Source organism: Fusicatenibacter saccharivorans (assembly GCF_015557635.1).
GTDB lineage: Bacteria > Bacillota > Clostridia > Lachnospirales > Lachnospiraceae > Fusicatenibacter > Fusicatenibacter saccharivorans.
The window spans coordinates 1-23,201 of sequence record NZ_JADNOP010000010.1 but is presented as its reverse complement, the minus strand read 5'-3'; the positions used below and the strand labels follow the sequence as shown (position 1 = coordinate 23,201).

Genomic DNA, 23,201 nt, shown 5'->3' with positions numbered 1-23,201 from the left:
CCTCCTAATTCCAGCGTTTCTTCTGCAGGGACTGCATTGCAAGGAAAGTGCAGATTGCAATGACGGACAGGTAGTAAACAACACCGCCAATGTCCAGAATACCGTTCACAAAGTTATCCATATGGCCCGCCATGTTGAATATACCGAGCAGATCCTGGATTTTACCCTCGAGAAAGGTGGATTTTGTGAAGTAAACTGCCGTCAGCGCACCCTCGCCGATCACGGCAATCACACCGGTAATGATCGGGTTTTTAATCATACTGCCGATCCAGAGGCATACCAGCGCGATGATGATAAAGAAAGCAAAGAAGGAGCTTCCGGCTCCCTCCGGGAAGAAATTTGCAATACCGCTCTCCACATAGCACAGGAACAGGATCACAAAGCCGACAACGGCTGCGATGACCTGACTCTCGGTGATGGAGGAAACAAACACGCCGACCGAAATATAGGCTGCCCCCAGCAGGAAATAACCAAGGATCGAAGTGTAGGATACGGCGTAGGAAACCGTTCCGTGGGTTCCAAGAAGCAGCGGATACAGGCACATAATCAGCACCGGAATCACATAAATGGTGAGAAGCGCCAGATATTTTCCAAGGATAATATCGGAAATTTTTACCGGTGCGGTAAGGAGCAGCTGATCCGTTTTATTTTTCTGCTCCTCCGACAGGACACGCATTGTCAGAACCGGTACTGCGATCAGCAGAATAAATGCGGAATTCTGCAGCGCATATCCGATCTCCGGGTAACCCTGCTGCAGGTTGATGGCCGTAAAATACAGGCCGAACAGCGCCAGAGTAAACGCCATAAACAGATATCCGACCATGCTTGTCAGATAGCTTTTTAACTCTTTTTTATAAATCGCCGTCATTGTGCGTCTCCCTCCTCCTGTTTTGTTTCAGCGGCTGATTCCGCTGCATCTGTGCTTTTTTCTTCCGACACTTCCCCGACAGCCGTTTTGTCTGCTTCCGGTTCACATTCTTTTTCACGTTCTTTTTGCTTCAGCTGTTCTTTCTCTGCTTTTTTCAGCTTTCTTGCAGCCTTTCCGGAATCATCGGTCAGCTCCAGGAAGACGTCTTCCAGAGACATCGAGGAGGAAGTCAGCTCGAGGATCGGGCAGTTGGCCTTTGCCAGTGCATAGAACAGCTCCTCGCGGATATCCTTATCCTTTTCCGTGGTAATTTTTACCTTAATCTGCTCCTCATTCGGCGTATTTTCATATTGGATCTCTTTTGCATCGAGCGCATTAAGCGCCGGAACCAGCTGCTTTCTCGTTCCGTGAACGGTACATGTAACCGTGTTTGATCCAAGCATCAGTTTACTTAAGTTTTCCGGGGTATCACTCGCAACGAGCTGTCCCTTTGCGATAATCATGACGTAATCGCAGACGGCGCTGACCTCGGAAAGGATATGGGAACTTAAGATAACGGTATGTTTTTTGCCCAGTGATTTAATCAGATCGCGGATCTCAATGATCTGCTTCGGGTCCAGGCCTACCGTCGGCTCATCGAGGATGATGATCGGCGGATAACCGAGCACTGCCTGTGCCAGTCCGACCCTCTGTCGGTATCCTTTCGACAGGTTCTTGATCAGACGGTTCTGCATATCGGTGATCTTCACCAGATTCATGACCTCAAGAATCTGTTTCTTTCTCTGATCCTTTGGAATTTTCTTTAATTCCGCCACGAATTTCAGATATTCCAGAACGGTCATGTCCGTGTAGACCGGCGGCAGCTCCGGCAGATAGCCGATGCATTTCTTTGCCTCCTCCGGCTCCTCCAGGATGTTGTGCCCGTTGATCAGCACTTCGCCCTCCGTAGATGCCAGATAGCCGGTGATGATGTTCATGGTCGTTGATTTTCCGGCGCCGTTTGGGCCAAGGAAACCATAGATCTGGCCTTCTTCTACGGTAAAACTCAGGTTGTTGACAGCTACGTGGTCGCCATAGCGTTTCACCAGATTTTTAACCTCTATCAATGTTCCTTCCTCCTTGTTTCTTAAAGCAGTTCCGGCCTGGCCTTTCTGGCAAAAGAGCCGGAGATGCTCTCATTCTCTAAAGACACTTTATCTTATTCTGAAAATGTGATAATTTGCTGGAAAATTTGTGAAAAAACGGTGAAGCCATGGAGCAATTTGTTTGTTTTTCGACGAAAAATCAATTTCTTTTACCATAAGAATCATGTATACTATAACGTATCCGCGGACGGACGCTTTTCCATTTTTGTTCCGCCGCGAAACATTACGCCGGACTTTTTCCCGTCCGGGACTGGAGATTTTAGGAGACTCTATGAATAAAAAAGACTACTACTGGGCCAAGTATATGCTGATTTTCGGCTTTTTCTGCATCTCTTTTGGCACCTCGATTTTCCTGAAAACCGAACACGCCCCCGATGAGGCGATGCGGATGCTGATTCCGGAATACATCGTCTCACACCACACACTGCCGAACGGCATGGAAGAATCGGTGCGCCATCCGCTGTGGGGATTCTCCTATGCGCTGTATCCGTATCTGACCGCGATCATCAGCTCCGTGTTTATGGCCATTACATCGCTGTTTACGAAAAGTGCAGCGGCTCTTTTAACTGCCGCCCGCCTCACCAGCGTCCTTTCCGGCACCGGCACACTGATCGTTGTCTTTCTGATCGGAGAAGAGCTCTTTGAACGCCGCGAATCGGCACTGCTTGGCGGTATTTTCGTCGGTTTCCTGCCGCAGTTCGTGTTCCTCTCCTGCTATGTAAACAACGATTCTTTTGCTGTTTTCACGGTCGCACTGATCATCTACTTCTGGATCCGCGGCATGAAAAGCGCATTCTGCAAGAAAGACTGCATCGGCCTTGGAGCAGGCTGCGGACTCTGCGCGCTGTCGTACTACAACGCCTACGCGTACCTGCTCTGCAGCATTCTTCTGTTCTTCGCGCTAATGATACATTTCAGAAAACCGGCAAAGGAGATCTTCGCCAAAGCGTTTCTGGTTTTTGCCATTGCCTTCCTGATCGGCGGCTGGTTCTTCATCCGCAATGCCGTCATCCACGACGGAGACCTGCTCGGCATGCGCACCACAAAGGAATCCGCATCGCTGTATGCCACTGAGGAGTACAAACCGGAAAACCGGCAGACACCGGCATCCGAAGGCTGGAGCTTTAAGCAGACGTATTTACAGACCCCGGAGGGCCGCACCTCCAACTGGCTGTTCTCGACCGTCAGCAGCTTCATCGGCTCGTTCTCCTACATGACCGTCCATCTCCCGATGGTGCTTTATCTGCTGTACGGCGCCCTGATGGCATTCGGATTCCTAGTGTTTTTGTTCCTCGGCATGATCCCGCACTGGTTCCGCAAAAAGCCGCAGCGTCTCCTCTTTGTGATGCTGCTCCTCGCGTGCCTGATCACGCTGCTTATGGACATGTACAATACGTATTTCAGTGACTATCAGTCGCAGGGCCGCTACCTGATGCCGGCGCTCGTCCCGCTGATGGTCTGGATTGATGACGGCTATTCTTCACTCACTGCAAAAATTCCCGCCAAGTGGAAACGCGCCTCCTGCCATCTGACACTCCTGCCGGGAGCAGTCTGGCTTGTACTGTTTCTCATCAGCCACATCGGATTTTTGATTCCGGGCTGTTGTGTATAAATTAAACCATAAAAACAGGTGTTATCTATTTTGCTGTTGCGATAACACCTGTTTCTTAGTTATAAACTTTTAGTTTTTAGATATGTTTAATCTGGTCTTACATTTCACTGTCTTTTTTTCTTTTAATTGTCAAAATAGTTATAATAGCAATCGCCAAAATCCCAATTCCTAAAATAATTACCAACATCTTATTTTGATATTTCGTCGGCTGATTTGCAACATCAAGGACAATATTTGTTCCTCCTTGTGTATCGTCAGTTTCTATATATGACGAATCAGCAACTGCTGCAACAACCGCTGCATAATTATATGCATGAAACTCTTCTTCACCACTAAGTCCATATTCCGCTATTTCTGAACTGTCTGTAAGACACGCTGCAGCATCTTCACGTCCTGGTATCAGATACCCCACTTGTGTTTCATTCAATGCAATCCAGACTGGAAAACGAATAGGATCTACTCCTCCAACAAGTCGAAATTTATAATTGTCCCATACAATATCTGAATTTGCAGCAAGTGAAATATTTAATTGTTCTATATATGTCGGCGTATCATCTAATTCATACCCTCTGGCTCCACTTATGTGCCATTGATCGATCGGTTGTCCATCTTCGCCATTTGCCCTTACCGCACATGCTTCATACAAATGTCCATATGCTCTAATCGGGATAATCCAAATATAATCGCTTTGTTCTAACGCGTTTTCTACTTCGGACACAGAAAGAAGTTCTGAGGTTAAAAGTGGTGTATCAATATACTCTTTTAATGCATTATCAAAATCAATATCTGATACACTGATTCCCTCTTCAAACGGATCCTCAACAGGTCCTCCATTTGTAATAGAAACAATTTCATCAGCAAGTGCAACGATTTTTTCATAATCTTCAGATTCCGATAATATTTCAAGTTTAGATGCTGATACAGTAGATGCTGATATTATAATTCCAATGAAGCAAACAAATATTTTTAATATTTTCTTCATACGATTCCCTCCCCTGTCGTATTTTCTTTTACGTTTCACGATTGATCTATTTATCTTATCATACACTGATATAATTTTTTTAACAATTATCATATTTTCACAAAATATTCAGCGCAAAATGCTGCAAATAGGAGAAATAAAAAAACAGAAGAGGTTATTATGCCAACTTACTCGGCATAACAACCTCTTCTGATTTCACCTTTTACACTTTTGTTTCTTTTTTAGCTTTCTCAAAAAATCTATTCTTTACTGAATCGGCTCCTTCGCCGGTGTTCCCGCTTTTCTCGGGTACTTTTTCGGCGTTGCCTTCCCCTTCTCGATACAGACAAACGATCTCTCATCCTCTGTTCCCGTAAGCTGGAAATAAACCGGCTCTTTTGCCTCGCCGCCGAGTACATGGATCGCTTTTTGGGCCGCAGTAAGCTCCTCGCTTAATTTGCCCGATTTATACGAAACAAACCGTCCGCCCACCTTCACATACGGCAGACAATACTCCGAAAGCGAACTCAAATTCGCCACCGCGCGCGATACCACGAGATCAAACTGCTCCCGGTACTCCTTCTGGCGTGCGAAATCCTCAGCTCTTCCATGAATGGCCGTAATTTTGGAAAGTCCAAGCTGTCCGATCACTTCATTCAGGAATTTCACCCTCTTATTCAGCGAATCCAGCAGCACGACTTCCACCTCCGGAAACGCAATTTTCAGCGGGATTCCCGGGAAACCGGCTCCCGTTCCCACATCAAGAATGCGTCCTGCCTGTGCCACATCACAGACCTTCACCAGCGACAGGCTATCGAGGAAATGTTTCGTGATAACCTGATCGAACTCCGTAATCGCCGTCAGATTCATAAACGAATTCCACTCCACCAGCAGCTCGTAATACTGCAGAAACTGCGTTTTCTGCTCCTCGGAAAGTTTGATTCCAAGCTCAAAAAGGCCGCGCTCAAATCCTTCAAGATTGTATTCTTTCATGTTGTTCTCCGTTCTACTCTATTCTTCCAAGTGTCCGCTGCACTTTTTGTTACGATTCACACAGCGTGAAAGCACTTGCTGCTTCGCTGCATAAGAACGTAATTCAGGCATGCATATCTGTCCTTTATTTATGTCCCAGATACACCAGCAGAACCGAAATATCCGCCGGGGAAACGCCCGAAATACGTGACGCCTGGCCGATGTTGATCGGACGGTACAGGTTCAGCTTCTGTTTCGCCTCGATGCGCAGGCTCTGGATCTCGTCGTAATTGATGTTCTCCGGGATCTTCTTCTCTTCCATCTTTTTAAACTGCTCCACCTGCTTCATCTGGCGCTTAATGTAGCCGTCGTACTTGATGTTGATGTTGACCTGCTCCTGCACATCCTCCGGCAGCTTGGGTCTTTTCGGATCTACTTCCGCCAGCATCTTATAATTCAGCTCCGGCCGGCGGATCAGCTCTGCGAGCGAACTTCCGCCGGAAAGCAGCGTTGATCCATACTCTTCCAGAAGCTCATTGATGTTCGAGCTCGTTCCCACATACGTATTCTCCACGCGCTCAATCTCTTCCTGAATCCGCTGTTCTTTTACTTTCAGTGCCTCATACTGCTCCTCGCTGATCAGACCCACGCGGTAGCCGTATTTGCGCAGACGCAGATCCGCGTTGTCCTGACGGAGCAGCAGACGGTATTCCGCGCGGCTCGTCATCATACGGTACGGCTCATGGTTCTCTTTCGTCACAAGGTCGTCGATCAGAACGCCGATATACGACTCCGAACGGTCGAGCACCAGCTCTTCTTTTCCCTGCACGCGGAGCGCTGCATTGATGCCCGCGATCAGGCCCTGCGCCGCAGCCTCCTCGTATCCGGAACTGCCGTTGAACTGGCCGCCGGAAAACAGATTCTTGATCGCCTTGAACTCGAGGGACGGCAGAAGCTGTCTCGGGTTGATGCAGTCGTACTCGATCGCATACGCATTCCGCACGATTTTTGCATGCTCCAGACCCGGCACGGTGTGATACATCGCAATCTGCACATCCTCCGGCAGCGAGCTTGACATGCCGCCGACGTACATCTCGTTCGTGTATCGTCCCTCCGGCTCCAGGAACACCTGATGGCGGTTTTTATCGGCAAATTTTACAACTTTATCTTCAATGGATGGACAGTACCGCGGGCCTGTTCCCTCGATCATGCCGGAATACAGCGGCGACCGGTCGAGGTTTTCGCGGATAATTTTGTGCGTTTCTTCATTCGTATACGTCAGCCAGCAGGATTCCTGATCGATCTGTACGCTCTCCGGATCGGTCGAGAATGAGAACGGCACAACGCGCTCATCGCCAAACTGCTCTTCCATTTTCGAAAAGTCAATGCTCCGCTTGTCAATACGCGCCGGTGTTCCTGTTTTAAAACGCACCATCTCCACGCCGTTCGCTTTCAGGGAATCCGTCAGATGCGTCGCCGCCTGCAGGCCGTTCGGGCCGGTATACGTGCTCACATCGCCGTAAATGCACCGTGCATTCAGATAAACGCCGGTACAGAGGACGGCAGCCTTACAGTGGTAAACCGCGCCGGAAACGGCCTTTACACCCGTCAGAACACCGTCTTCCACGATCAGCTCCGCAATCTCCATCTGGCGGATCGTCAGATGATCGGTATTTTCAAGAACCTCGCGCATCGACTGGCTGTACGCCCGCTTATCCGCCTGCGCACGCAGCGAATGCACCGCCGGTCCCTTCGATTGATTCAGCATTTTCGACTGAATAAACGTTTTGTCAATATTTTTACCCATCTCGCCGCCGAGCGCATCGATCTCTTTTACGAGGTGTCCCTTCGACGTGCCTCCGATGTTCGGGTTGCACGGCATCATGGCGATGCTGTCGACACTTACCGTAAATACAACCGTTTCCAGCCCCATCCGCGCTGCCGCAAGTGCTGCCTCGCATCCCGCATGGCCTGCGCCGATGACGGCAATATCAATTGTTTCTTCTAAAACTGCCATTTTTCTTTTATCCTCTTTCTCTATCTACAGCTTCAGATTCTGTCTTAAGCTTTTTACTCTGTCAAAATCCGGCTGTCGTTCCTTGTAACTCTATTCCGGCAGATCTTCGTAATCTGCATTTGCTGCCTTTATTTACCTGTACAGAATTTGCTGAAAATCTCATTCACAAGGTCTTCTCCCACCGCTTCACCGATGATCGAACCCAGCTCCTCATACGCATTCATAAGATCAATGGAAAAGAAATCCTCCGGCATACCCATTTCGATGCTTTCTGCCGTCAGCTCCAGACTCTTTTTTGCCGCAAGGAGCGCCTGCTTGTGGCGCGCATTCGTGATGTAAACCTCATCGTTGAACGAAATTTCGCCCTGGAAAAACATCTTTTTCATCTGTTCCTCCAGCTCTTCCATACCCGTCTCTTCCCGCGCGGAAATGCTGATGACCGGAGCGCCTGTCTTTTGCTCCATCTCCTCTTTTTCGATCACCGCAGTCAGATCCGACTTATTCAGCAGCACAATCGCCTTGCGCCCTTTCAGGATTTCCATGATTTTTGCATCATTCTCATCGAGCGGTACGGATGCATCCACCACGTAGAGAATCAGATCTGCGTCCTTTGCATGCTCCAAAGCACGGTCCACACCGATTTTCTCGACCGTATCCGCCGTTTTTCGAATACCCGCCGTATCCAGAATCCGAAGGGAAATGCCCTTTAAGACCAGATTTTCCTCGAGCACGTCGCGCGTCGTTCCGGCGATATCCGTTACAATCGCCTTTTCCTCTCCGGCCAGCAGATTCAAAAGCGACGATTTTCCGGCATTCGGCTTTCCAAGAATAACCGTCTTGATGCCCTCCTGGATCATCTTACCCTCATCCGCAGATGCCAGGAGCTTTTCAACCTGTTTTTTCTGCTCCGCAACAACCACGGCCAGCCGCTCCGGGTATCCGTCCAGACTGATGTGCTCCGGGTCATCAAGCGCCGACTCGATAAACGCGATCTCATAAATCAGCTTCTCGCGAATTGCCCGGATCGCCTTTTTCACCGTTCCGCGCAGCTGGCTCTCGGAGCTTTTTAAGGCATACGCACTCTTTGCCGAGATGACATCCATAACCGCCTCGGCCTGCGTCAGATCCATTCTTCCGTTCAGAAACGCCCGTTTCGTAAACTCACCCGGATCTGCCGCCCGCGCACCGGCATTTAAGACTGCCTCGAGCACTTTTTTCACCGCCAGCACCCCGCCGTGACAGTCGATCTCGACGGTATTCTCGCCCGTATATGTTTTCGGCCCTTTCATCACCATGACAAGGACCTCATCAATCACTTCCTCCCCTTCGGTAATCCATCCATAATGAATCGTATGGGATTTGACCGCAGAAAGCTTTTTTCCTTCTTTTTTTGCACGGAATACGCGATCCGCCACTTCGAATGCATCGTTTCCGCTGATTCTTACAATACCAATTCCCGCCGGCGCCATCGCTGTGGACACTGCGGCAATTGTATCATCCAAATGAAATCCTGCCATTGTTTCCAGTCCTTTCTAAAACCTCTCTTTTGGGGGACCCCAGTATTCAGATCCACATCTTTTCTTTCCTTTCGCATGGCTCTGAATAGTTCCATTTTAGCAGAAAACCAGAAAAGACGGTACCCCGTATTTTACACAGGTACCGTCTTTTTGCATATTTTTTACGCTTTCTTATCGTTTCGGCGCTACAACAACGTGGCGATATGGCTCGCTGCCCTCGCTGTAGGTCTCCACAAATTTATTTCCCTGCAGTGCAGAGTGGATGATTCTTCTCTCGTAAGGATTCATCGGCTCTAAGGAAACCGGTCTTCTGGTCTTTTTCACTTTGTAAGCGATGTTTCTTGCCAGGTTTTCCAGTGTTTCTTTTCTGCGCTTGCGGTAATTTTCCGTATCAAGTTTGACACGAACGTAATCCTTCTGCTCTTTATTGACTACAAGGCTGGTCAGATACTGAAGGGAATCCAGCGTCTGTCCTCTTTTGCCGATCAGGATGCCCATATCCTCACCGGCAAAATCAACTTCAAGAGAACCGTTCTCGGCATTATACTCCATCTGGATCTCAACCGGGAGCTCCATGGCTTTGAATACACCGCTTAAGAACTCAAGTGCCGTTGCCTTGATCTGGGCGATTTCCTCGTCTGTTCTCTGAACTACTTCACGCTCTTCTCTTGGCTCGGAGCGTCTTGCAGTTTCTGCCTGACGCGGAGCAGATTTTCTTTCCGTTTCTTTCTTTACAGCTTCTTTTTTCGGCGCTTCCTTTACCGGTGCAGGAGCTGCCTCTTTTTTCTCTGGTTTCTGGGGTGCTTCCGGTTCTTTTTCCGGTGCGGCTTTTACAGCGGCACGGATCACAGCCGGTTTACTTCCGATTCCAAAGAATCCGGAACTGCCTTCGCTGATGACCTGGATCTCCAGTTTATCGCTGGCAGCCTGAAGCTCAATGCAGGCTTTTGTAATAGCGTCGTCCACGGTTTTTGCGGATACTTCGATAAACTCCATAAAGATTTACCCCCTATTTTTTCTTTTTGCTGTTCTTTTCATCAAACTGTTTTACCATGTTTGCTTTCGCAGCGATGCTTCCGGCGCGGTATTCCTGATTACTGTTGTAATACTCAGTCGAAGCTTTTCTTGCTGCCTCTTTTTCCTCAGCAGACGGCTCTTCGTTCTCCTGTACCTGAATATTACGCACACTCTGCGTTGCAGCCTGTGTGATTTTCTGCGGCGGAAGGCCGGCTTTTTCTCTCTTCTTTGCAGCTTTTTCCTGGTTTTTGCGGATCACCTCATCCATGTCAATGGAAGACATATGACGGTTGATCACAATCTGCTGTACGCTTCGAACAAGCGCACCTGCAATCCAGTAAATACCAATACCGATGGAGAACGATAAACACATAAATGCGGAGAAAACAGGCATTACCGTGTTCATGGTCTTCATAGAATTTTCCATGGAGTTTGCTGTCTTATTTCCGTTGTTGGAAGATGGTGCCTGCGGCATCAGCTTGTAATTCAGCCACTGGGTAAACCATGCCAGAACCGGCACCAGAATTGCTCCTGCAATCAGAAGCGCAGATCCGTTTGCCATACCCTCGCGGATGACATCCATCGGAGACTGTGTGATATTAAATCCAAGGAACATGTTGATATGCTTGGACTCCGCGGCGGTTTTTGTAATGGTATCCGCAATACCGGAGAACTCGCTGATGTCGGCCAGCTTCGTCCACTGGGACGGTTTCAGCACATAAAACATGTCCAGAAGGTTATTTTCGGTTAATGTTTCACTTACTTTACTGTACATGGTAACACGGTTATCTGTGATAAACTGTGTCAGAATTCCAGAATATCCTGATACACCCATCATCTGTGTTGTCAGTCCCTGGAATACATTGCGGACACTTCCGATATATCCCGGAATATGATAGATAACCTGGTACAGCGCAAGCAGAATCGGCATCTGAACCAGCAGTGTACTGCAGCTTCCTGTCGGGGAGACACCGTATTTCTGATAAACTGCCATGGTCTCTTCAGATTTTTTCATCTGAGAAGCCTGGTCTTTTTTGTTCTGATATTTCTTTTCAATTCTCTGCAGATCCGGCTGCATTACGCTCATCATCTTCGACATCTTCTGCTGCTTGATCTGAAGCGGCGTCAGAACGAGATAAATGATAATCGTATACAGAATAATCGCAATACCGATGTTCGGAATTCCAATTTTTTCCAGACAAAAATAAATTCCATTGATCAGCCAGCCGAGGATCTGGCATACCCACCCGATAATCGGCCACGTTGACTTACTCAGTACGATATCCAAAACGTCTTTTCCTCCTTATTTATCTACGGCACAGGGTCGTAACCTCCGTGTGAAAACGGGTTACATCTCAGTATTCTCCATAATGCCAGCAGACTTCCTTTGAAAGCACCATATTTCTGAATCGCTTCCAGCCCGTACTGCGAGCAGGTCGGCGTATAAGGGCAGTGCACCCTCTTCAGAGGAGACAGGTACTTCTGATAAAACCGGATACCTTTTATCAATACCGTCTTCATTCTTCTGTTTCCTTTAATATATGATGCAGTTTTCCCAGATGCAAAAGTGCTCCCTCTATCTCGAAATACGTACAGTTTTTTGCATTAACTCTTGCGATCACAACTACATCCATTCCACACTGAAATTCCTCTTCATGCAGACGATAACTCTCCCGGATCAGTCTCGCCAGATGGTGGCGCACAACGCTGTTTCCCACCTTTTTGCTTACTGAAATTCCAATCCGGTTCCGTCCCAGCTGATTTTTCTTCACATACATGACCAGAAATCGGTTTGCAAACGATGTTCCCTGCTTATAAACCAGCTGAAAATCTCTGTTTTTTTTCAGGCTTTCCGAATATTTCATGAATCCATTCTTTCCTTCATGATTTGTCTAAATTTTCTTTTCCTTGAATAGCTTTAGATAGAAGAAAAGACCACATAAATTTTATGCGGCCTTTGGTTTTATGCTGATAATTTTTTTCTTCCTTTTAATCTTCTTGCAGCTAAAACTTTTCTTCCACCTTTTGTGCTCATTCTTGCTCTGAATCCGTGAACTTTAGCTCTGGATCTTTTTTTCGGCTGAAATGTCATTTTCATAAGATAAGGCACCTCCTTTAAATTCTAATCAATAACTGCCTGCAAGGCAGTATTTCACTACATGTATGACAGAAAACATCATTTCAATTATATTCATAAACCCCCATTTCGTCAACCCTAAAATCAATAATTTTCGCAGTTTTTTTCGGGAAAAATGCCGCTCTAACGCGGTTTTCCGGTCTGCCGCTGCCCGTGCCTTCCGTGTGCTGATTTTCGGTTTATCCACAACTTATCCACACTGTCCGCCACACGCGTACAAATACCAGTTCGATTTTTGCGCTTTCCACACGATATCTTGTAACCGTAATCAACATTATCCACAATCTGTGGATAACCTTGTGGATAACTTTCGGTTTTGCTGTGTACAACCTGTGGGCATTTCCAATTTTTCCAGTATTTACGCCATGTATAATGTGTATATAAGTTTTCCAGACTTTACACATTTCGGTTTTTCCAGCCCTCTATCCACAATTTTATCAACATAAGATTCCCTGTTATCCACAAACTATCCTCCATTTCATCAACAGGAAAATTTTTTACACATTCTGTGGATAAAAAAATAATTATCCACATTTTTGGGTTGAATAAAACGGCATTTTATTATATCATATAGAAGTAAAAATGCGACTATTCGGGGAAAATTTCGTTTTCCAGACAGAAGTTATCCCCAAAAAGCAATGATTATAGAAGCGGAGCGACAGAAAAAGCATGGAAATCGTACAAGATAAATGGAAAGAAATACTGCAGAGAGTGCGGGACGAGCACGAATTATCTGAGATCTCCTTTACTACATGGATTGAACCACTTACGATCCATTCGGTTGAGGACAATCTGATCACAATCCTGGTTCCATCCGAAAAAATGGGTCTCGATTACGTGAGCAAAAAATATACTCTTCCTATTAAAGTGGCAATCGCGGAAATCACAGGTGTCAACTATGAGATCCGCTTTATTCTTCCGGAAGAAGTGAAACAGGAAAAAGCGCCTGCTCCCGTCCAGAAAAATCTCTATGTGCCGAACCTGAATCCAAAGTATACCTTTGATACCTTCGTGGTCGGCAGCAATAACAAATTTGCCCATGCAGCTTCTCTCGCCGTGGCCGAATCCCCGGGAGAAATCTACAATCCGCTGTTTTTATACGGTGGTGTTGGACTGGGCAAAACCCATCTGATGCACTCGATCGCACATTTTATTCTTCAGAAAAACCCGTCTTCGCGGATTCTCTACGTAACGAGTGAAGAATTTACCAATGAAGTCATCGAGGCCATCCGAAACAGCAACAACACCGCAATGACCAAATTCCGTGAGAAATACCGCAATATCGACGTACTTCTCATCGATGATGTGCAGTTTATTATAGGAAAGGAATCCACGCAGGAAGAGTTTTTCCATACCTTCAATACGCTGCACGGCGCCAACAAACAGATCATCCTTTCTTCGGATCGTCCCCCGAAAGACATGGATATCCTGGAAGACCGCATCCGTTCCCGTTTCGAATGGGGACTCCTTGCCGATATCCAGAGCCCGGATTATGAGACGCGAATCGCCATTCTCCGAAAGAAACAGGAATTAGACGGCTATTCCGTCAGCGACGATGTGATCGAATACATCGCTTCCAATATTAAATCGAACATCCGTGAGTTGGAAGGCGCTCTCAACAAAATCATTGCATACGCAAACCTTGAAAAACGTGAAATCAACATTGATCTTGCAGAGCAGGTGCTGCGCGACATCATCTCCCCGAACGAGAAGAAGGTGATCACGCCGGAATTTATCATCGACACCGTTGCAGATCACTTCGATATTACGCCGTCCGACATTGTCGGCAGCAAGCGGAGCAGCAAAATCGTATTCCCGCGCCAGATCGCAATGTATCTGTGCCGCGAAATGCTCGATGCCCCGCTGACCGGAATCGGAAAAATGATGGGCGACCGCGATCATACCACTGTCATGCACGGCATTGAAAAGATCGAAAAGGAAATGAGTGCCAAAGACAGTGTCCGCAACACGGTAGATATCTTAAAGAAGAAGATTAACCCGTCTAAATAAGCGGCAGAGCTGTAACTCTGTCAAAACAGTTCGAACCGATCTACATTTATATAAGAAGAAACGCATCGGTTTACAGGCCCTTATTTATGCACAAACCGATGTGGAAAGCCTGTGGATGAATTGTGGACAAATTTGGAGCCTGAAGTTATCAACATTTCATACACAGGTTCACGTTCGATTATTCACAGAGTTATACAGATCCATTTTTCCAGTATTTCCGCATTCTCGAAGGGGTTATCCACATATTCACAGCCCCTACGACTAAGACTACGGATTTTTACTATATTTTTTCTTTATAAGCATACTCACCCAGCTGTGAGGAAAGGAGAGTTATCCACAATTATGAAATTAGTGTTTGACAAAGCAGACCTTGTAAAAAGCGTTGCCATTGCGATGAAAGCTGTTTCCGGTAAAACTACGATGCCAATTCTGCAGTGTATCCTGATTGATGCATCTTCCAGCCAGATCAAGTTCACCTCCAACGATATGGAACTCGGAATTGAGACCCTTGTCACAGGTATGATTCTGGAACGCGGTATTGTTGCTCTGGATGCAAAGATTTTTTCTGAGATCGTAAGAAAACTTCCGGATAATCAGGTTACAATAGAAACAGATGAAAATCTGGTAACCACGATTACGTGTGAAAAAGCAAAATTCAACATTCCGGGACAGTCAGGAGAAGATTTTTCCTATCTGCCGATTCTCGAAACTTCCGATTGTGTTTCCATTTCCCAGTTCACCTTAAAAGAACTGATCCGTCAGACCATTTTCTCTATTGCAGCCAATGAGAACAACAAACTGATGACCGGTGAGCTGTTTGAAATCAAAGATAACACACTTCGCGTCGTATCTCTGGACGGACACCGTATTGCGATCCGCAAAATTGAGCTGAAAAATTCGTATCTGGACCGAAAAGTCGTTGTTCCGGGAAAAACTCTGAACGAAATCAGCAAAATTCTGTCCGGCGAGATGGATGATCAGATTGATATTTACTTCTCGGAAAACCACATTATGTTCAAGTTCGATGATACAACGGTCGTTTCCAGACTGATCGACGGTGAATATTTCCGCATCGACCAGATGCTTTCGAGTGATTACGAGACAAAAGTGACGATCAACAAAAAAGAATTCTTAAGCTGTATCGACCGTGCGACGCTTCTTGTCAAAGAAGGCGACAAAAAACCGATCATCATCGACATCCAGGATGGAGCGATGGAGCTGCAGATCAATTCTGCAATGGGTTCCATGAAGGAAGAGATCGATATCACCAAAGAAGGCAAGGATATTATGATCGGTTTTAACCCGAAATTCCTGATCGATGCACTTCGTGTTATTGACGACGAGGAAATTTCGATTTATTTGGTCAACCCGAAGGCTCCATGTTTTATCCGGAACGAAGAAGAGAGCTATATCTATCTGATTCTGCCGGTAAACTTCAATTCCGTGAGATAAGTCACATAAGTTTGAAATCTGCCGGAACCTTTTCTGAAAGAACTTTCAGCGGTTTTACAGCCACACAGGTTGAAAACTGCGAACTTACGTGAAGAAAAGGTACGGCAGTGCAGGAGGAAAAAATGGAAATTATTACGCTGCGTGAAGATTACATCAAACTGGGCCAGGCATTAAAAGCTGCGGCTCTGGTAGAAGACGGCGTGGAAGCAAAGCTCGTCATCAAGGACGGCGAAGTGACCGTAAACGGTGAAGTAGATACCCGCCGCGGCCGCAAGCTCTATGACGGAGATGTTGTCTGCTACAATGGAAATGAGATACAAATTAAAAAATAAGGCTTAAAAACTTAAGCTGATTTTTCACGGACGAGTGCTCATGTATATCAAATCTTTAGAACTGAAGAACTATCGGAATTATGAAAACTTATGCATAAATATCAGCCCCGGAACGAATATTCTCTACGGCGACAATGCCCAGGGAAAGACGAATATTCTCGAGGCTTTATATCTGGCGGGTACGACGAAATCGCACCGCGGCAGCAAGGACCGCGAAATCATCCAGTTTGACCGGGAAGAAGCCCATATCCGGATGATGGTGGAACGGAACGGCAGCACGCATAAAATCGATATGCATCTGAAAAAAAATAAATCCAAGGGAATCGCCATCGATGGAGTTCCGATCCGCAAAGCGTCGGAACTTTTTGGCATTGTAAATATTGTGTTTTTCTCTCCGGAGGACCTGAATATCATCAAAAACGGTCCTGCGGAGCGGCGGCGTTTCCTCGATAGCGAAATTTGTCAATTGTCAAGACTATACATGATCGAGCTTGCCAATTATAATAAAGTGGTGGCGCAGAGAAACAAGCTGCTTAAAGAGATTTCGTTTTCCGGCAGAATGGCGGATACGCTCGAGATTTGGGATGAGCAGATGGTCCGCTATGGAACAAGCATTATTTCCGAGCGGAAAAAATTTATCAGCCGCCTGAATGATATTTTATCCGAGATCCATCAGAATCTGACCGGAGGAAAGGAGCAGATTCTGATTACCTATGAACCGAATGTGTCCGAGGAAGGGTTTTCCGAAGAGTTAAAAGCCGGAAGAGAGCGTGATCTGCGTTTCGGACAGTCCTACACCGGGCCGCACCGGGACGATTTCTGTGTGCGGGTCAACGACATTGATATCCGTAAATACGGTTCCCAGGGGCAGCAGAGGACGGCGGCGCTTTCGCTGAAACTGGCGGAGATCCGTCTGGTCGAGGAGGAAATTCACGATACACCGGTTTTACTGCTGGATGATGTTTTGTCGGAGCTGGACGGCAGCCGGCAGAATTATCTTCTGCAGAGCATTCACAGCATACAGACACTGATTACCTGTACCGGACTGGACGAGTTTGTCGAAAATCATTTTGAGGCAAACAGCGTATTCCAGGTGGTCGAGGGATCTGTGTTTCACAAAGAAACAGGAGGAATCTAAATGAGTACAGAGAACATGGAAAAGACAGAGTATGGTGCAGACCAGATTCAGATTCTGGAGGGTCTGGAAGCCGTACGGAAGCGCCCAGGTATGTATATCGGCAGTACCTCCGCACGGGGACTTCACCATCTGGTCTATGAGATTGTCGACAACTCGGTAGACGAGGCACTGGCAGGATACTGCAAAAATATTGACGTTACGATTAACCCGGACAACTCCATCACCGTCATCGACGACGGCCGTGGTATTCCGGTCGGCATCAATCATAAGTCGGGCCTTCCGGCCGTTGAGGTTGTCTTTACGGTGCTGCACGCAGGCGGAAAGTTCGGCGGCGGAGGGTACAAGGTATCCGGCGGTCTGCACGGCGTTGGTGCATCCGTTGTAAATGCGCTGTCTAACTGGCTTGAGGTGCGCGTTTATCACGATGGAAAGGTTTACTTCCAGCGGTATGAGCGCGGAAAAACCATGAATAAGCTGGAGGTCATCGATACCTGTCCGATCGAAAAAACAGGTACCGAGGTCCGTTTCCTGCCGGATGACACGATGTTCGAGGAGACGGTTTATGATTACGACGTTTTAAAAACAAGACTCCGCGAGACCGCATTTCTGACCAAGGGACTGCGCATTGTTCTGCGCGATCTGCGCACGGATCCGGTAGTGGAAAAAGCATTCCACTACGAGGGCGGTATCAAAGAGTTTGTCAGCTACCTGAACAAGAGCAAAACGGCGCTCTACCCGGACATCATCTACTGCGAGGGAGAAAGAGACGGCGTTCTCGTTGAGGTTGCGATGCAGCACAACGATTCCTATCAGGAAAATACGTACGGTTTCGTCAACAACATTACGACGCCGGAGGGCGGTACCCATATCGTGGGCTTCCGGAATGCGCTGACGAAAACCTTTAATGAATATGCAAGAGCAAATAAACTGTTAAAAGACAGCGAACCGAACCTGACCGGAGAGGATATCCGCGAGGGTATGACGGCGATTGTCAGCATCAAAATCGAGGAGCCGCAGTTCGAGGGCCAGACAAAGCAGAAACTTGGAAACAGCGAGGCGAGAGGAGCAGTCGACAATATCGTGAGCACTCAGCTCGAGCTGTTCCTGGAGCAGAACCCGGCTGTTGCAAAAACGATCGTTGAAAAGTCCCTGCTTTCCCAGCGTGCGAGAGAGGCTGCAAGAAAAGCGCGTGACCTGACGAGAAGAAAATCCGCACTGGACGGTATGTCCCTGCCTGGAAAACTGGCAGACTGTACCGACAAGGATCCGAAAAACTGTGAGATCTTCCTGGTCGAGGGAGATTCCGCGGGCGGTTCCGCAAAATCCGCGAGAAGCCGTGCAACGCAGGCGATCCTGCCTCTGCGTGGAAAAATCCTGAATGTAGAGAAAGCACGTCTCGATAAAATTTATGCCAATGCCGAGATCAAAGCGATGATTACGGCATTCGGAACCGGAATCCACGACGATTTCGATATCACCAAACTGCGCTACGACAAGATCATCATCATGACCGATGCCGATGTCGACGGCGCGCACATCGACACACTGATGCTGACGTTCCTGTACCGCTTCATGCCGGAGCTGATCAAACAGGGCCACGTTTACCTGGCACAGCCGCCGCTGTTCAAGATTGAGAAAAACAAAAAAGTATGGTACGCATACGATGACGATCAGATGAATCAGATCCTCAATGAGATCGGACGCGGAGATAATAAGATCCAGCGTTACAAAGGACTGGGAGAGATGGATGCGGAGCAGCTCTGGGAGACCACCATGGACCCAGAACGCCGTGTTCTGCGCCGCGTTGTGTTCGATGAAGAGTATTCTTCTGAAATTGATCTTACCTTCAATACGCTCATGGGCGACAAGGTAGAACCGCGCCGTGACTTTATCGAAGAGAGAGCAAAATACGCAAACAACCTGGATATCTAAAAAGTCCTGTGAACTGAAGTGGAGGAAAAGATGGAAGATAATGTTTTTGATAAAATTCACGAGGTCGATCTGAAAGACACGATGGAGGAATCCTACATCAACTATGCGATGAGCGTAATTGCATCCCGTGCACTTCCAGACGTCCGCGATGGCTTAAAGCCGGTACAGAGACGTATTCTGTACTCCATGAGTGAACTGAACAATACGCCGGATAAGCCGCACCGTAAGTGCGCGCGTATCGTCGGTGATACGATGGGTAAATATCACCCGCACGGCGACAGCTCTATCTACGGAGCACTCGTCAACATGGCACAGGACTGGGCAACCCGTTATCCGATGGTGGACGGCCATGGAAACTTCGGTTCCGTCGACGGCGACGGCGCTGCGGCTATGCGATACACCGAGGCACGTTTAAGCAAAATCTCGATGGAGATGCTGGCGGATATCAACAAAGACACCGTAGACTTCGCCCCGAACTTTGATGAAACCGAAAAAGAGACTGTTGTTATGCCGGCCCGCTACCCGAACCTTCTGGTAAACGGTACTTCCGGTATCGCAGTCGGTATGGCAACGAACATCCCGCCGCACAATCTGCGCGAGGTGGTAAGTGCCATTGTAAAAATTATTGATAATATCATCGAGGAGGACCGTACGACAGATCTCGAGGAGATTCTCGGCATTGTAAAAGGCCCTGACTTCCCGACCGGAGCAGAAATCCTCGGCACCCGCGGCATCGACGAGGCCTACCGTACCGGCCGCGGTAAAATCCGTGTTCGTGCGGTATCAAACATCGAGACACTGCCGAACGGAAAGAGCGAGATCATCGTAACCGAGATCCCGTACATGGTAAACAAGGCGCGCCTGATCGAGAACATCGCCGCGCTGGTAAGAGATAAAAAGATCGACGGCATCACCGGCATTGCGGACCACTCCAACCGTGAGGGTATGCGCATCTGTATCGAACTGCGCCGCGACGCCAATGCAAACGTCATCTTAAACCAGCTGTACAAACATACCCAGATGCAGGATACCTTTGGTGTGATCATGCTTGCACTGGTAAACAATCAGCCGAAAGTCATGAACCTTCTGGAGATGCTGACGTATTATCTGCAGCACCAGGAAGAGGTTGTGACGAGAAGAACGAAATACGACCTGAACAAAGCGCAGGAGAGAAGCCATATTCTGGAAGGACTCTTAAAAGCGCTTGACCATATTGACGAAGTGATCCATATCATCCGTGCATCCGCGAATGCGGCAGAGGCAAAGAAGAACCTGATGGAACGCTTCGATCTGAGTGATGCCCAGGCCCAGGCAATCGTAGATATGCGTCTGCGCGCTCTGACCGGTCTGGAACGGGAGAAGCTCGAGAACGAGTACAAAGAGCTGATGGCGCGCATCGAGCAGTTAAAAGCCATCCTCGCAGACCGCAAGGTGCTTCTTGGCGTTATCCGCAGGGAGATTCTGACCGTATCCGAAAAATACGGCGATGACAGAAGAACTTCCATCGGCTTTGATGAGTACGATCTCTCCATGGAGGATCTGATTCCGCGCGAGAATACCGTCATCACCATGACGAAACTGGGCTATATCAAACGTATGACCGTTGACAACTTCCGCAGCCAGAACCGTGGCGGCAAGGGAATCAAGGGCATGCAGACCATCGAGGACGACTACATCGAGGAGCTTCTGATGACGACGACCCATCATTACCTCATGTTCTTTACGAATACGGGAAGAGTCTACCGTCTGAAAGCATACGAGATTCCGGAGGCGTCCAGAACCGCAAGAGGAACGGCGATTGTCAACCTTCTCCAGCTGCAGCCGGGAGAGAAGATTACCGCTGTTATTCCAATGCGCAAATATGAGAAGGGCCATTATCTGTTTATGGCAACGAAAAAGGGACTGGTGAAGAAGACGCCGCTCGAAGAGTACGAGAACGTCAGAAAAACGGGTCTTGCTGCCATTGCGCTCCGCGATGATGATGAACTGATTGAAGTTAAGACAACTGATAACGAGAAAGAGATTATTCTGGTAACGAAATTCGGCCAGTGTATCCGCTTCAAGGAAAACGATGTGCGTACGACAGGCCGTGTTTCCATGGGTGTACGCGGCATCAACCTTCTGGACGGCGATGAAGTAGTCGGCATGCAGATCTGCACGCAGGGAGACTATCTCCTTGTCGTATCCGAAAACGGCATGGGCAAACGGACGCCGATGGCAGAGTTTACCGTACAGCTCCGCGGCGGCAAGGGTGTCAAATGCTATAAGATTACCGAAAAGACCGGAAACCTGATCGGTTCCAAGGCAGTCAATGAGGATAATGAGATTATGATGATTACCACAGAGGGAATCATTATCCGTACACCATGCTCCGGCATTTCTGTTATGGGACGGATCACGTCCGGTGTCAAGCTGATGGATGTGGACGGTGAAATCAAGGTTGCCAGCATTGCAAAGGTAAGAGACAAAGAGGCATCCGAGGAGACTCCGGTTTCGGTGGAAGAGACCGAAAGTGCTTCTGAGGAAACGAAGGAATAATACAGCGTCGCAAAACGTGTCTGAGAGAAAAAAGCTCAGGCACGTTTTTCTCGTTTGGGGAAGGGGAGAAAAATATGAAACGAATTTTACTGATGGTGCTGCGGAATCTGTTTCTGGTTCCGTGGATGTGGTGCCGGCTCTGTTACCATGCAGCGCGTCCGGACAAGTACAGTCTGGAAGAGCACTTTAAAATGCTGCGCTTTATTGTACAGCGGGCGAACAAAGGCGGAAACGTCATTGTGGAATCCTATGGAGCAGAAAATCTTCCGGAGCAGGACGGTTTTGTGATGTATCCGAATCACCAGGGACTGTACGATGTGCTGGCGATCGCAGGAGCGTGCTCGCGTACCTTTACAGTTGTTGCCAAAAAAGAGGTAGAGCATATTCCGTTTTTAAAACAGGTCTTTGCGTGCATCCACGCGCTGTTTATGGACCGGGAGAATCTGCGGCAGTCAATGCAGGTTATCAATGAGGCGGCCGATGTCGTAAAAGAAGGCAAAAACGTCATTCTGTTTCCGGAAGGAACGAGGAGCAGAAAGGGAAACCAGCTGCTGGAGTTTAAAAGCGGCAGCTTCAAGATCGCAGTAAAAGCAAAATGCCCGATCGTGCCGGTTGCGTTAAAAAACTGTTTTGTTCCGTTTGACTCCAATACCGTCCGTCCCGTAACGGTAGAAGTCCATTTTCTCGACCCGATCCCATACGAGGAATACCAGGGAATGAAGACAACAGAGATTGCCGAGATGGTAAAGAAGAGAATTGAAGCCGTCGTAACCGCGTAGCGGTTTCAGAAAAGAGCGTGATATGCGCTCTTTTCTGCTATTCTGGGGGCTGATTTGGGTTCTGTAAGGCATATTTTTTATAATAGTAAGAAAAAAACAAAAAATTCGAAAAAACGGGTTGACAAGAACGTAAGGTTTTTGTATAATAAACCATGCGTCACGAATGAGTGACCGCACATATCATTTTATATTTAGGCATTTGGAGAAGTACTCAAGTGGCTGAAGAGGCGCCCCTGCTAAGGGTGTAGGTCGGGTAACCGGCGCGAGGGTTCAAATCCCTCCTTCTCCGTTTGAAAGCCAAAAACAAAATGATATTTTTTGTGGAAAAAGTTCTTGACAAACAGCTTCACATCTGATAAGATAGCAGAGTTGGTGATAGGTTTGAAAAAACTAATCCAAAAAATAAATTAAAAAGTTCTTGACAAAAGCGAATGAGTTTGATAAAATAAACGAGTTGCTGATCGAAAGAACGGCGAAGAAATTAAAAAAACTTCAAAAAAAGTTCTTGACAAACGAAAAGCTCTGTGGTAAAATAAACGAGCTGATCCGAGTCGGAGCGGCAAAGATCCTTGATAATTAAACAATGAAACACATCCTCGAAAGTTCTGAATAAGTAATTCAAAACGATCGAAAGATCCTTTAAAACAGTAAAAGGGATAAATTAGCTAGTATGTTGATTTTGAACTTGGAACAAACATTTTATCAGAGAGTTTGATCCTGGCTCAGGATGAACGCTGGCGGCGTGCTTAACACATGCAAGTCGAGCGAAGCGGC

19 protein-coding genes, 1 tRNA gene and 1 rRNA gene are annotated in these 23,201 nt (G+C 47.5%); 10 read left to right on the top strand and 11 right to left on the bottom strand.

Features of this window, described 5'->3' with window-relative positions; all coding sequences use genetic code 11:
* Positions 1–4 precede the first annotated feature (4 nt).
* The gene (locus I2G42_RS09630; protein ID WP_055225952.1) at positions 5–868 is read right to left on the bottom strand and encodes an ABC transporter permease subunit; all 864 of its coding nucleotides are present in this window, start codon (positions 866–868) and stop codon (positions 5–7) included.
* On the bottom strand, positions 865–1,974 hold the full coding sequence (locus I2G42_RS09625) for an ABC transporter ATP-binding protein (RefSeq protein WP_055225953.1): 1,110 nt from the start codon (positions 1,972–1,974) through the stop codon (positions 865–867). The genes I2G42_RS09630 and I2G42_RS09625 overlap by 4 nt, the downstream gene beginning before the upstream one ends.
* Positions 1,975–2,284: 310 nt before the next feature.
* Here I2G42_RS09625 and I2G42_RS09620 point away from each other — a divergent pair, with 310 nt between their 5' ends.
* On the top strand, positions 2,285–3,625 hold the full coding sequence (locus I2G42_RS09620) for an ArnT family glycosyltransferase (RefSeq protein ID WP_055225955.1): 1,341 nt from the start codon (positions 2,285–2,287) through the stop codon (positions 3,623–3,625).
* A 97-nt stretch (positions 3,626–3,722) separates the two neighbouring features.
* On the opposite strand, the gene I2G42_RS09615 is transcribed toward I2G42_RS09620, so the two are convergent.
* The 9 genes from I2G42_RS09615 to rpmH all read right to left on the bottom strand — a co-directional run bounded on the left by I2G42_RS09615 (position 3,723) and on the right by rpmH (position 12,207).
* Positions 3,723–4,607: a hypothetical protein gene (locus I2G42_RS09615; RefSeq protein WP_055225956.1), complete on the bottom strand. Its 885-nt coding sequence runs from the start codon at positions 4,605–4,607 to the stop codon at positions 3,723–3,725.
* 246 nt (positions 4,608–4,853) lie between these two features.
* A complete protein-coding gene (rsmG, locus tag I2G42_RS09610; protein WP_055225958.1) occupies positions 4,854–5,579 on the bottom strand; it encodes a 16S rRNA (guanine(527)-N(7))-methyltransferase RsmG in 726 nt (241 codons plus the stop codon).
* Between the two features lie 124 nt (positions 5,580–5,703).
* The gene (mnmG, locus tag I2G42_RS09605) at positions 5,704–7,575 is read right to left on the bottom strand and encodes a tRNA uridine-5-carboxymethylaminomethyl(34) synthesis enzyme MnmG (protein ID WP_055225961.1); all 1,872 of its coding nucleotides are present in this window, start codon (positions 7,573–7,575) and stop codon (positions 5,704–5,706) included.
* Between the two features lie 128 nt (positions 7,576–7,703).
* Positions 7,704–9,092 carry a tRNA uridine-5-carboxymethylaminomethyl(34) synthesis GTPase MnmE gene (mnmE, locus tag I2G42_RS09600; protein ID WP_195530999.1) on the bottom strand — a complete coding sequence of 463 codons (1,389 nt, stop codon included), beginning with the start codon at positions 9,090–9,092 and terminating at the stop codon, positions 7,704–7,706.
* 171 nt (positions 9,093–9,263) lie between these two features.
* The gene (gene jag, locus I2G42_RS09595; RefSeq protein WP_022462269.1) at positions 9,264–10,088 is read right to left on the bottom strand and encodes an RNA-binding cell elongation regulator Jag/EloR; all 825 of its coding nucleotides are present in this window, start codon (positions 10,086–10,088) and stop codon (positions 9,264–9,266) included.
* Between the two features lie 13 nt (positions 10,089–10,101).
* Positions 10,102–11,397 (bottom strand): YidC/Oxa1 family membrane protein insertase, encoded by a 1,296-nt coding sequence (locus I2G42_RS09590; protein WP_195530998.1) that lies wholly within the window; start codon positions 11,395–11,397, stop codon positions 10,102–10,104.
* A 23-nt stretch (positions 11,398–11,420) separates the two neighbouring features.
* Positions 11,421–11,630, bottom strand: a complete 210-nt coding sequence (gene yidD / locus I2G42_RS09585) for a membrane protein insertion efficiency factor YidD (protein WP_022462271.1) — start codon at positions 11,628–11,630, stop codon at positions 11,421–11,423.
* Positions 11,627–11,974: a ribonuclease P protein component gene (gene rnpA, locus I2G42_RS09580; RefSeq protein WP_055266700.1), complete on the bottom strand. Its 348-nt coding sequence runs from the start codon at positions 11,972–11,974 to the stop codon at positions 11,627–11,629. Before rnpA ends, yidD begins: the two co-directional genes overlap by 4 nt.
* Positions 11,975–12,072: 98 nt before the next feature.
* Positions 12,073–12,207 carry a 50S ribosomal protein L34 gene (gene rpmH, locus I2G42_RS09575; protein ID WP_005952426.1) on the bottom strand — a complete coding sequence of 45 codons (135 nt, stop codon included), beginning with the start codon at positions 12,205–12,207 and terminating at the stop codon, positions 12,073–12,075.
* A 708-nt stretch (positions 12,208–12,915) separates the two neighbouring features.
* Here rpmH and dnaA point away from each other — a divergent pair.
* The 9 genes from dnaA to I2G42_RS09530 form a co-directional block, all read left to right on the top strand.
* A complete protein-coding gene (gene dnaA / locus I2G42_RS09570) occupies positions 12,916–14,256 on the top strand; it encodes a chromosomal replication initiator protein DnaA (RefSeq protein WP_022462273.1) in 1,341 nt (446 codons plus the stop codon).
* A gap of 342 nt (positions 14,257–14,598) precedes the next feature.
* Positions 14,599–15,708, top strand: coding sequence for a DNA polymerase III subunit beta (gene dnaN, locus I2G42_RS09565; RefSeq protein ID WP_195530997.1), 1,110 nt, complete (start codon positions 14,599–14,601; stop codon positions 15,706–15,708).
* 122 nt (positions 15,709–15,830) lie between these two features.
* Entirely contained in the window at positions 15,831–16,040 is a 210-nt protein-coding gene (locus I2G42_RS09560; RefSeq protein ID WP_022462275.1) for an RNA-binding S4 domain-containing protein, read from the top strand.
* 40 nt (positions 16,041–16,080) lie between these two features.
* Positions 16,081–17,178 carry a DNA replication/repair protein RecF gene (gene recF, locus I2G42_RS09555; RefSeq protein WP_118750374.1) on the top strand — a complete coding sequence of 366 codons (1,098 nt, stop codon included), beginning with the start codon at positions 16,081–16,083 and terminating at the stop codon, positions 17,176–17,178.
* Positions 17,179–19,110: a DNA topoisomerase (ATP-hydrolyzing) subunit B gene (gene gyrB / locus I2G42_RS09550; RefSeq protein ID WP_022462277.1), complete on the top strand. Its 1,932-nt coding sequence runs from the start codon at positions 17,179–17,181 to the stop codon at positions 19,108–19,110.
* Positions 19,111–19,140: 30 nt separating this feature from the next.
* Positions 19,141–21,648 (top strand): DNA gyrase subunit A, encoded by a 2,508-nt coding sequence (gene gyrA / locus I2G42_RS09545; RefSeq protein ID WP_195530996.1) that lies wholly within the window; start codon positions 19,141–19,143, stop codon positions 21,646–21,648.
* A 74-nt stretch (positions 21,649–21,722) separates the two neighbouring features.
* Positions 21,723–22,427: a lysophospholipid acyltransferase family protein gene (locus I2G42_RS09540; RefSeq protein WP_195530995.1), complete on the top strand. Its 705-nt coding sequence runs from the start codon at positions 21,723–21,725 to the stop codon at positions 22,425–22,427.
* A 201-nt stretch (positions 22,428–22,628) separates the two neighbouring features.
* Positions 22,629–22,716, top strand: a tRNA-Ser gene (locus I2G42_RS09535).
* Between the two features lie 410 nt (positions 22,717–23,126).
* Positions 23,127–23,201 (top strand): 16S ribosomal RNA (locus I2G42_RS09530); the annotation flags it as partial.

What these genes read in the sequence shown, in the direction of transcription:
- rsmG (WP_055225958.1), bottom strand. Translation starts at nt 5,579, where the DNA reads ATGAAAGAATACAATCTTGAAGGATTTGAGCGCGGCCTTTTTGAGCTT.
- dnaA (WP_022462273.1), top strand. Translation starts at nt 12,916, where the DNA reads ATGGAAATCGTACAAGATAAATGGAAAGAAATACTGCAGAGAGTGCGG.
- rpmH (WP_005952426.1), bottom strand. Translation starts at nt 12,207, where the DNA reads ATGAAAATGACATTTCAGCCGAAAAAAAGATCCAGAGCTAAAGTTCAC.
- recF (WP_118750374.1), top strand. Translation starts at nt 16,081, where the DNA reads ATGTATATCAAATCTTTAGAACTGAAGAACTATCGGAATTATGAAAAC.
- I2G42_RS09630 (WP_055225952.1), bottom strand. Translation starts at nt 868, where the DNA reads ATGACGGCGATTTATAAAAAAGAGTTAAAAAGCTATCTGACAAGCATG.
- rnpA (WP_055266700.1), bottom strand. Translation starts at nt 11,974, where the DNA reads ATGAAATATTCGGAAAGCCTGAAAAAAAACAGAGATTTTCAGCTGGTT.
- gyrB (WP_022462277.1), top strand. Translation starts at nt 17,179, where the DNA reads ATGAGTACAGAGAACATGGAAAAGACAGAGTATGGTGCAGACCAGATT.
- jag (WP_022462269.1), bottom strand. Translation starts at nt 10,088, where the DNA reads ATGGAGTTTATCGAAGTATCCGCAAAAACCGTGGACGACGCTATTACA.
- mnmE (WP_195530999.1), bottom strand. Translation starts at nt 9,092, where the DNA reads ATGGCAGGATTTCATTTGGATGATACAATTGCCGCAGTGTCCACAGCG.
- I2G42_RS09560 (WP_022462275.1), top strand. Translation starts at nt 15,831, where the DNA reads ATGGAAATTATTACGCTGCGTGAAGATTACATCAAACTGGGCCAGGCA.
- I2G42_RS09540 (WP_195530995.1), top strand. Translation starts at nt 21,723, where the DNA reads ATGAAACGAATTTTACTGATGGTGCTGCGGAATCTGTTTCTGGTTCCG.
- I2G42_RS09615 (WP_055225956.1), bottom strand. Translation starts at nt 4,607, where the DNA reads ATGAAGAAAATATTAAAAATATTTGTTTGCTTCATTGGAATTATAATA.
- I2G42_RS09620 (WP_055225955.1), top strand. Translation starts at nt 2,285, where the DNA reads ATGAATAAAAAAGACTACTACTGGGCCAAGTATATGCTGATTTTCGGC.
- mnmG (WP_055225961.1), bottom strand. Translation starts at nt 7,575, where the DNA reads ATGGCAGTTTTAGAAGAAACAATTGATATTGCCGTCATCGGCGCAGGC.
- dnaN (WP_195530997.1), top strand. Translation starts at nt 14,599, where the DNA reads ATGAAATTAGTGTTTGACAAAGCAGACCTTGTAAAAAGCGTTGCCATT.
- yidD (WP_022462271.1), bottom strand. Translation starts at nt 11,630, where the DNA reads ATGAAGACGGTATTGATAAAAGGTATCCGGTTTTATCAGAAGTACCTG.
- gyrA (WP_195530996.1), top strand. Translation starts at nt 19,141, where the DNA reads ATGGAAGATAATGTTTTTGATAAAATTCACGAGGTCGATCTGAAAGAC.